Source organism: Chromobacterium sp. Ag138, from assembly GCF_055181315.1.
Window position 1 is genome coordinate 5,105,987 of record NZ_JBUPWA010000001.1, and the last position, 6,749, is coordinate 5,112,735.

Consider the following 6,749-nt stretch of genomic DNA (forward strand, 5'->3'; position numbering starts at 1 on the left):
GCGGGGTTTTTTTATCGCTGGGCGGCAGGGGCTGAGACCGGGCGCATTGCCTGAACGGATGGCGCCGGCGGCTGTCCATCGTGGGCGGGAGTGCATTTGCTCTACCCGCGGCCAATGAAAATCAATCCTTCAAATAATATGACTGCCATCCTGATGAACGCTTCTTTATCCATCGCCGCGCGCCGCGCCGGCATCGCGCTCTGCCTGGCGCTGCCCGCCTTTTCGCACGCGGGACAGGTTTCGGCGCCAAGCGATCCGCAAACCGTATCGCAATACCTGAAACAGGCCAGCGCCAGCCAGCAGCCGGCTACCTTGCTCGGCGAAAGCGAAGCGGACGGCGTGATGGTGCGCTCCTATGGCTTCGTATCGCAGCGCTGGCCGGGCAAAGGCAGCACGCTGGCCAGCGACGCGCCGCAGTGGGAGCATGAGTTGAAGCTGGCGTTGCCGCCAGGGCGCAAGCCCGGCTCGCCGGTGCTGCTGTATGTCAGCGGCGGCAACAACCATGCCGAGAAGGGGCCGCAAGCGCCGCGGGATCCGTTGCCGATCGCCGAGCTGGCGCGCGGGCTGGGCATCGCGGTGGCCGAGCTGTATTACGCGCCCAACCAGAACCTGAAGCTGGACGGACAGCCGGCCGGCCGCGAGGACGCGCTGGTCGCCTATAGCTGGCGCAAGAGCGTGGACCAGCCGGAAGCCGACCGTTTCAGCTCGCTGCATCTGCCGATGACGCAGGCAGCCGTCGCGGCGATGGACGCGATCCAGGCCAGCCTGCCGGATGCGCGGGCCTTCGTGCTGTCGGGCAGCTCCAAGCGCGGTTGGACCAGTTGGCTGGCTGGATTGAGCGACGAACGGGTCCAGGCCATCGTGCCGGTGGTCGCCGATTTCTGGAACATCCGCGTCAACTTCACCCATGTCTACAACAGCTACGGCAAGCAATGGCCGGTGGCGCTGCGCGACTATGAGAGAAACGGCATCACCGGCGAGGTGCTGAACGGCAGCCCCGGCTTCGACGCCTTGCTGCGATTCGAGGACGTGGTCAACTACCCGAAAAGCATGCCGCGCTTGAAAAAATACATGATTTCCGCGTCCGGGGACGACTTCGCGGTGCCGGATTCCGCCTGGAGCTACCTGCCGATGTTGAAGGGGCCGACGCAGCTGCGCTATTTGCCCAATCAGTCCCATTACGTGGGCAGCAAGCAAGTGGGCGAGGCATTGAACCAGTTCATGGGCCGCTGGCTGGCGGGCAAGCCTTTGCCCGAGGCCCGCGTGGAGGGGGATGAGCGCAATGGGCGGATCAGCGTGAGCACCCGGGAGCCGGTGAGCCGCGCCCGCTTGTGGCTGGCGCGCAATCCGGACAGCCGCGATTTCCGCTTGCGCTCCGGCATTCGCTATCAGGATCGGCCGATCGAGGGGCAGTGCCGGGACGGCGAATGCCGCTTCGAATTCACGCCGGATGCGTCCCAGCCGGGCTGGCAGGCTTATTTCATGGAATTCGAGGGCAAGGATTTCACCTGGACCACGCCGCCGCTGATCTGGCCCCAGCGCTACCCGGATGGCTCCAAGGTGCCTTTCGCCGCGCCGCGCCTGCAATTGGGCGGTTGATCATCCTCTAGCCAAGCCGCAGCAGCCGCTCGCGGATCTGGGCGGCGGCGGGGGACGCCGCCTCCCAGTCCGCGCGCCGGTAGCGACCATTGTCCAGCAGGTCGGCGCCGAAGCAATCGCAGCCCAGCAGCCGTATCGCTGACGGCAGCGCCGCCTGCGCCTCGTCTAGCAGCGCTTGCTCTTCATCCAGCGCCAGCGCCGGCAGCGCCGCCCAGGCGCTGTCTTCTATCCAGCCCATCTTGCCCAGGCCGGCGATCAAGCGCTGCCGCTTGGGAATCAATCGGAAAAACATGAAATCCAGCGCCAGCCATTCTTCAGCCTCCGGCAGATAGCGCAGCAGCCGGCGGCGCAGCGCGTCGGAGGCGTCGAAGCGCTCGGCGTCGCCCAGCATGGTCAGCCGGGCGGCCGACTGCGCCGCATTGTCGTCGGGAGCGAGCAAGGACAGGCTGATGCGCGCATCGGCCAGCAGGTCTTTGCTGTGTTCAGCCAGCGCGCTGACCACGAATACCGGCCGATGATGTTCGTCGCAGAAGAACTGGATGGCGCTGGCGTAGGGGTAGCCCGGGTAGGCGTGCGACTGGGTGGCCAGCGTGGCGTGGCGGCACTGGTGCAGCAGGCTGATGGCGAGGTCGGGTTTCATGGCTTGCCGGGATGAGGGGCGATGCTGTCATTCTAAGCGGCGGGCGAGGCAAAGCAAACGCCCCGCCGAGGCGGGGCGTTGCGGTCCGGCATTTCAGAAACCGGCGGTTTTGGCGACGAAGGCGTTGAGGTTGGCGATGTTCAGGCTGCCCCAGCCGGTGGCGTAGTCCCAGCCTGCTGTGGCCTTGTAGGCGCCGTTGCTGCCGCTGGCCACGTCGCGGTACAGCGACGGATTGGCCTTGAAGTACTTGTAGATGGCATTGGCCGGCGAAGTCAGCTTGTTGCCGTTGGCCGACTGGATGCGGATCCAGAATCCGCTGAATAGCGGCGCGGCCAGGCTGGTGCCGCCCACCTGGTAAGTGCTGCCTGCCACCAGCACCAGCTCGCCGCTGCTGGGGTCGGCGTCGAAGGCGATGTCAGGCACGCCACGCTTGGTCTTGGACGTGGTCAGCACGCCGGCGGCCGTTTGCCAGGACGGCGCGGCTTCGGTGGCGCTGGGGCCGCCGCCGCCGCCGATCCAGGTCTTCTCGCTGCCGTAGGTCGTTGTTCCGCTGGTGGTCAGCGTGGTGCCGCCCACCGCGATCACGTAGGGTGAAACCGCCGGATAGCTTTGATAGGGGGTATTGCCGCCGCATTCATAAGAGCCGGAGTCCCCGCTCGACACGGAAAAGGTCTGCCCGTGCGCCACGGCGGCCTGCAGCATCTGGTCTACGCTGGCGGTCATGCCGGAGGCTTTCGCGCTCAGTTCGCACTCGCCCAGCGACACATTGATCACTTTGGCGCTGTTGGCGGCCACCGCCGCGTTGATGGCCGCGGCGATGTCGGCGTTGTTCATCGACGGCGCGACGTAGAACTGCAGCTGCCTCAGCGCGCCGCCGCTGGCGGCGAGCATGGTCTGGCTGTCCAGGTTCCACTCCACGATGCCCGAGGTGTCGGCGCTGGGCGGGCCGGCGTTGACGATGGCCACGCTGGGCGCTGCGAAGCCCGCGCTCCTGGCGTAACTGTTCAGGTCCGCGACCGTCTGGCTCAGATTGCCCTCGGCGATGATGCCGGCCACGCCATTCCTGGCGGAGGGGAGGCTGGCGGCGTTGTAGATGGAGGCGAAGTCGGTCGGCTTGTGGGCGACGACGCCGGTGGCGGCCTTGCTGACGCTTTGGGCGTGGAAGGCCGCATGGAACTGGTGGGCGTTCTGCAGCCCATGCACCGCCAGCACGATGCCGGCCAGGCTGGCCGGCACTTGGGCATCCTGCGCATTGGCCATGGCCTGGCGGCCATTGACGTTGTACCGGCGCAATTTGGTCTGGAAAGCGCCGTAAACGGTGGCGGCGCTGCCATCGGCGGTAAGCAGCAGGTTGTTGGAGGAAACGGCGATATTGCGGAAACCGTTTTGCCGCAGGTGATTGACTACCTGTTGCACCTGGGCCTGGGTCGGCGCGTATTGGGCGAGGAACTGGGCGTCGCTGATCGGCTGCCCTTGTCCAGCCTGGATGCTGTCGGTCAGCGCGTCCAGCGCGGCCTTGTTGCGCACGGCCAGGCTGACGGCGATGTGCACCAGTTCGCCGCCGGCCACCTCTCCCGCGTCGCGGGCTGCGGGGATCAACTGCTGGGTCGGATGCGCCTGGGTGCCGGTGCTGACCCAGCCGGCGGCATTCGCCGCCAGGCTGAACAGGCCAAGGAACAGGGATAGAGTCGGTTGGTTGGCCCGCATGCCATTTCTCCTGAAAAACGCCTCGCGCCGCTCATGGGGGCTCGACCGCGCGTTTTACCTTGATAGTGGGTCTGTTCTGGTTTGTAAAGTATTCACTCTTAAATTGCCGGGTTGATTTGTAATTTCATGATTTGAATAGCTTTGTCATCGCCGCGCAGACCGGCAATCGGCGCGCGAAAACGGAAAAAGCCCCGGTTGCCCGGGACTTTCCTTTTTGCCTGATGCCTTCTTAGAAGCCGGAGTGGCTGTTGATGAAGGTGTTCAGGTTGGCCACGTTCAGGCTGCCCCAACCGGTGGCGTAATCCCAGCCGGCAGTGGCTTTGTAGCCGCCGTTGTTGCCGGTGGTCACGTCGTGGTACAGCGACGGGTTGGCCTTGAAGTACTGGTAGATGGCCGGGTTCGGCGATACCAGGCTGTTGCCGTGCGCGGACTGGATGCGGGCCCAGAAACCGGTGAACAGCGGAGCGGCCAGGCTGGTGCCGCCGATTTGCTGATTGCTGCCGTTCACGATGACCAGCGCGCCGCTGTTCGGATCCGCGTCGAAGGACACATCCGGCACGCCGCGTTTGGTCTTGGAGGTGGTCAGCACGCCGGCCTTGGTTTGCCAAGCCGGAGCCGCTTCGATGACGCTCGGGCCGCCGCCGCCGCCGTTCCATACCGATTCCGACACGTACTTGGTGCCGCTGGTGGACAGCGTGGTGCCGCCGATTGCGATCACGTACGGCGAAGTCGCCGGGTAGCTCTGGCCTGAGTTGCTGCCGCATTCGGCGGAGCCGGAGTCGCCGGTGGAGACCGAGAAGGTCTGGCCCTGAGCCACCGCGGTCTGGAAGATCTGATCGTCGGAAGCCACGGTGCCGTCGCTTTGCGCGTCGCGTTCGCATTCGCCCAGCGACACGTTGATCACCTTGGCCGAGCCGTCGCTGACCGCGGAATTGTAAGCGGCGGTGATGTCGGCGTTGGTCATCGAGGTGGCGACGTAGAAGTTCAGCTGCTGCAGCGCGCCGCCGGCGGCGGCCAGGATGTCCTGGCTGTCCAGGTTCCATTCGCCTACGCCATCGGTGTCGGACGAAGCGTCGCCGGCATTGACCACGTTGGTCTGCACATAGCTGTAGCCGGCGGAATCTTCAAACTGCTGCAGGTCTTGCAGGGTTTGGGTCAGGTCGCCTTCGGCGATGATGCCGACGGTGGTGTTGCTGGCGGGCGGCAGGCTGCTGGCGTTGTAGATCAGCGGGAAGTCGGTCGGATTGTGGCCGGTGACGCTGTTGGTCTTGGCCGAGGCCTGGGTCTTGACGCCGCTCTTGAGCAGGGTGGTGTGGAAGGTGTGGACGTTCTGCAGACCATGAACGGCCAGCACGGTGTCGCCCAACGACTGCGGCACCTGGGCGGCGGTCACGTTGGCGAAGCCAGTGCGACCGTTGACGTTGAAGTGGTGCAAGGTGGCGTTGAACGCGGTCTTGGCGGTGGCGGCGCTGCCATCGGCGGTCACGAGCATGCGGTTCGGAGCCACCTTGATGTTGCGGAAGCCGCTCTTCTGCAGGTGGGCCACTACTTTTTGCACCTGGGCCTGGGTCGGCGCGTACTGGGCCATGAAGTCGGCGTGGCTCAGGGTTTTGTGGCTGGTGCCGGCCAGCAAGCTGTCGGTCAGCGCGTTCAGTTGGGTCTTGTTGCGCAGCTTCAGGGTCACGGCTACATGCACCGATTGGCCGGCAGCGAGTTCGCCGACGCTCTTGGCGGCGACGGTGCTGGTCAGGGTGGAGACCAGCGGGTGGGCTTGGGTCGCGGTGTTGACCCAGGCTTCTCCTGCTTGGGCGCCGACGGCGAATACGCCGGCCACGATCAGTGCTATAGCGTGCTGTTTTGCAAACATGCAGTTTCTCCTCTTGCGGTTTAAATACAGGAAAAGACGATATGCCTTTTCCTGATAACGGCAGGGCTTGTATTGCGAATTGTGTTCGCGCCCTTGGCCGGTGGTTGCCTCTGAATTGTTCGAGGCATGCCGTAATTTCATACGACTATTCCGCAATAGGTCATTCAAGATAAAAATGCCAAATGGATTTAACATAAATTCATACTTTGAAATGATACTTAATCAAATTTGCAAACATTTACCCTTTTTGGAAGTCGTTGAATGCGGATGAATGACGAAATAGAGCATTTATACTATTTGACCATTTTTTTGGATTTCATCATTACTCATGGCTGGGATGAGTTTTCATGAATCAAGCAAGAAGTGGTTGTCAGGCAAATAGTGTGAATGGCACAACATAAAGATGAATGCACTGCGTAAATGCAACAAATTAGACATCATTCATGCGTGTTGAAAAGTATTTCTCAATTTGTCTTTGTGACGAATCGTGACATACCAAAGGCATGAGTGCTGAAATTGTTACTCGTTTGTTTGATTTGTTTGTGACGATTTGTGATTCATCTGAATGTGTTTGTTTGCTTTCTTTTTGAGACGATAGACAAAAGTAAATGGCTGTTGACGTTAGTCATTACAAACTTTCACACTCGAATTGCCTTTAACCGGCACGACAAATAGATAAGACGGCCGCCCATGAGGCGGCGGGCAGTACCTCTACAAGGGATTTGGAGAAATGATGAACTACAAGAGAAAAGCGCTTGCGGTGGCGCTGTCGCTGATCGGCAGCGTTGGCTACATGCCCTTGGCGCATGCGGACACGTCGGACGACAGCGCAGGCACCCTCGACCGTGGTCATCCCTTGCTTGGCAAGGTCCTCGGTCTTGACGATGGTCATCGGGATCGCCTGCTCCTGCTTGATCGAGCGCTTGATGTTGGAAC

Annotated in this window: 5 protein-coding genes; 2 read left to right on the top strand and 3 right to left on the bottom strand. The window is 62.4% G+C overall.

Annotated features, from left to right (window positions below; all coding sequences use genetic code 11):
• The first annotated feature begins 138 nt into the window (after positions 1-138).
• The gene (locus tag ACY3GB_RS23655) at positions 139-1,599 is read left to right on the top strand and encodes a PhoPQ-activated protein PqaA family protein (RefSeq protein WP_463090897.1); all 1,461 of its coding nucleotides are present in this window, start codon (positions 139-141) and stop codon (positions 1,597-1,599) included.
• Between the two features lie 7 nt (positions 1,600-1,606).
• On the opposite strand, the gene ACY3GB_RS23660 is transcribed toward ACY3GB_RS23655, so the two are convergent.
• The 3 genes from ACY3GB_RS23660 to ACY3GB_RS23670 all read right to left on the bottom strand — a co-directional run bounded on the left by ACY3GB_RS23660 (position 1,607) and on the right by ACY3GB_RS23670 (position 5,813).
• On the bottom strand, positions 1,607-2,239 hold the full coding sequence (locus tag ACY3GB_RS23660) for a pyridoxamine 5'-phosphate oxidase family protein (RefSeq protein ID WP_463090898.1): 633 nt from the start codon (positions 2,237-2,239) through the stop codon (positions 1,607-1,609).
• Between the two features lie 93 nt (positions 2,240-2,332).
• Positions 2,333-3,946 carry a S53 family peptidase gene (locus ACY3GB_RS23665; RefSeq protein WP_463090899.1) on the bottom strand — a complete coding sequence of 538 codons (1,614 nt, stop codon included), beginning with the start codon at positions 3,944-3,946 and terminating at the stop codon, positions 2,333-2,335.
• 229 nt (positions 3,947-4,175) lie between these two features.
• Positions 4,176-5,813, bottom strand: coding sequence for a S53 family peptidase (locus ACY3GB_RS23670; RefSeq protein WP_463090900.1), 1,638 nt, complete (start codon positions 5,811-5,813; stop codon positions 4,176-4,178).
• 730 nt (positions 5,814-6,543) lie between these two features.
• Between ACY3GB_RS23670 and ACY3GB_RS23675 the strand changes: the two genes are divergently transcribed.
• Positions 6,544-6,749, top strand: a 206-nt coding sequence (locus ACY3GB_RS23675; protein WP_463090901.1) for a hypothetical protein, incomplete at its 3' end; no start/stop codon positions are given.